Below are 2,881 nucleotides of genomic sequence, written 5' to 3' on the forward strand. Positions count from 1 at the left end.
AACCGGCCCACTCTCCTTGTTCAGGAGCGTGGGCCGGTTCGGCACCCGGTCAGTTCATCAGAACTGCGGGGTGTACTTCACGGAGAACATCACGTTGCGTGGGTCACCGAAGTTGTTGTTACCACTGAGCTGGTTGTACGCAGCGTTGACGTACTTCTTGTCGAACAGGTTATTGGCGTTGACCGCCAGGCTGATCTCCGGTGTCAGCTGGTAAGCGACACGGCCGTTCCACACGGTGTAACCCGCGACCTCGTAAGAGCCTTCGTAGCCCAGGGTGTGGTTCTGAGTGGTGAAACCAAGCCCTGTGCTCAGACGGTTCAAATCACCGGTGAACTGGTAGTTACCCCACACGCGCAGCATGTGTTTCGGCGTCCAGGTGCTGAACGTGCGACCTTCCATGTCCGGGTCGTCGAGGTACTTGGTGGTGTTGTAGGTGTAACCGGCAAACAGTTGCAGGTTGTCGGTCACAGCACCACTGATCTCGGCGTCCAGACCCTGGCTGCGCACTTTGCCCGCCGCCGTGGAGCAGTACCAGCCGTCACATTCCATGCCACCGGAAATGTCATCGACCGCACGGTTTTTCTGGTCGTAGCGGAACAGCGCCAGGGAGGTATTGACCCGGCCGTCCATCAGCTCGCCCTTGAGGCCGATTTCGTAGTTGCTGCCGATGATCGGCTTGAGCATCGAGCCATTGGCATCGCGCACCGTCTGCGGCTGGAACACGTCGGTGTAGCTGGCATACACCGCCCACTCGCGGCTCAGGTCATAGACGATACCGGCGTAAGGGGTGACTTCCCCGGTTTCGTTCGATTTGCTCGGATCGGCGGTGACGTATTCATCGCTGAAGGCCGCACGGTTCTTGGATTTGTAGCTGAAGTCATACCAGCTGACACGCGAACCCAGCACCAGCGTCAGGTCATCGACCGGTTTGACGCGCCAGGTGCCGTACAGACCTTTCTGACGAATATCGTACTTGCTGTCGGTGGCACGGCCGCCGGCAGTATTGAGCAGACTGTCGTAGCTGATGTCCGGACGATCGTTATTGACGTTGAAGATCGTGTCGGTGGTGTTGTTGTTGAAGGTACGGGCGAGCTGGTCATCCGTTTCCAACTGGGAGTAGTTGCCGCCGATCATGACTTCCTGCTGCATCGACAAGGCTTCGAACTTGCCGGTCAGGTTCATGTCGAGACCGACCTTGGTGGAGTCGAAATCGGTGATGAAGTCGGCGTACTGAATGCCCGTGCCATCAGGCTTGAGACCGGCACCGGAGCTTTGCAGACGCTGGCTTTTCGATTCGTTGGTTTCGGTCATCTGCACCGCACCGACCTTGAACGCCCAGTCGTCGTTGAAACGGTGCTCGAGGTCAGCGTAGAGGGTGGTGACGTTGATCTGCGAGTGGTTCCATTTGGCGCCGCCGTAGGTCGAACGCGAAACGTCCGGCATTCTGCCGTCGGCGTAGCGCGGCAGGCCACGGATCATCGGACGCGACTCGGCTTCGGTGCGGCTGGCCGCCAGGCCCAGGGTGGTGTCGTCACTCAGGTCGAAGTCCAGCGAGCCGTACAGCGAGTGGGTCTTGCTCCATTCGTAGTCGACGAAGGAGTCGCTCTGGTCTTCATCGGCAACGAGACGGCCACGGATCGTGCCGGCCTGGTTCAGCGGACCGCCCGCGTCCAGTTGCAGACCGTAGTGATCCCACGAGCCGGCCTTGCCGGTAATGCTCACGGTCGGTGCCGCCTGACCGCGTTTGCGCACCAGGTTGATGGCACCGCCAGGGCTGCCGGTCCCTTGCAACAGGCCGGATGCGCCGCGCAGGATTTCCAGACGATCGAAGAAGATCAGGTCCTGGGTCGCCCAGTTACCCAGCGAGTAGGTATTACGTGGAATCGGCACGCCGTCGTACTGCCAGTCGTCGATCTGGAAACCGCGCGACGACACGATGATGCCCTTGCCGACGCCCTGCAGACCGACGATGCCGGTAGTCTGGTTGAGCGCGTCCTTGAGGTCGACCAGGTCCTGATCGTCCATCTGCTTGCGGGTCATCACGGTGACCGACTGCGGAATTTCCTTGAGGGTGTGAGTGCCCTTGCCGATCGTGACGGCGTTGGAGGTGTACGAGTTGCTGCCTTCGGTGGTTGCACCGACCTGTTGCGCACTGATGTTGGTCGCGCCCAGTTCCAGGCCTTGCGTGGCCGTGCCGCGCACCAGCATCAGGGTGTTGCCCTCGATGCTGTAACGCACGCCGGTGCCGCGGAGCAATTCGGCGATGGCGGTCTGCGGGCTCATCTTGCCGCTGACAGCGTGGCTCTTGAGTCCGGCCATGTCGTCAGCGTTGTAGATCACTTGCTGGTTGGTCTGCTGACCGAACGCCTGCAAGGCCTGTGGCAGCGATTGGGCCGGGATGTTGATGCTGACGTCTTCAGCCATCACTTGAGCGCTGAGCGGCAATACGCAGACCAGCCCCAGACCGGTCAACACTCGGCGCGAACGCAGGCCGCGGGACATGACGAGTGCCTTGAACAGAGGTTTCAACTCATGAATTGCTGACATCGTGCTCTCTATTATTGGTAGAAGTGGAAATCCATTGGGCCGAAGGGCCCGCCGCTGTCTGCACAAGTGAGCCGCGCACTCGATGGCCCTCGGGGCGATCTGTCAGTGCGCGGTCGACCGGCCCCTCCCCGGGCACGGTCATCTGGCTGGACAACGGCGAAATTTTTCGCTGAACAAATCCGGTGACCTGGCTGCCCTGCCCGACCCGATTTGCCCACATACCTTAGTAAGACGCAGCACTTCCAAAAAACCGGAATGAGTTTATTTATCATTAGCGCGAAAAGTTAAAAAAAGGCCGACGCTGTTGGGCGACGGCCTTTTGTTTCATTCCATG

At 59.9% G+C, this 2,881-nt stretch carries 1 protein-coding gene; it reads right to left on the reverse strand.

The window, feature by feature from the left end:
* Nucleotides 1-57 precede the first annotated feature (57 nt).
* A complete protein-coding gene (locus QLG12_RS25180; RefSeq protein ID WP_197869470.1) occupies nucleotides 58-2,547 on the reverse strand; it encodes a TonB-dependent siderophore receptor in 2,490 nt (829 codons plus the stop codon).
* Nucleotides 2,548-2,881: the final 334 nt, after the last annotated feature.

This window comes from Pseudomonas sp. V88_4 (genome assembly GCF_029967985.1).
Taxonomy (GTDB): Bacteria; Pseudomonadota; Gammaproteobacteria; order Pseudomonadales; family Pseudomonadaceae; genus Aquipseudomonas; species Aquipseudomonas glycinae.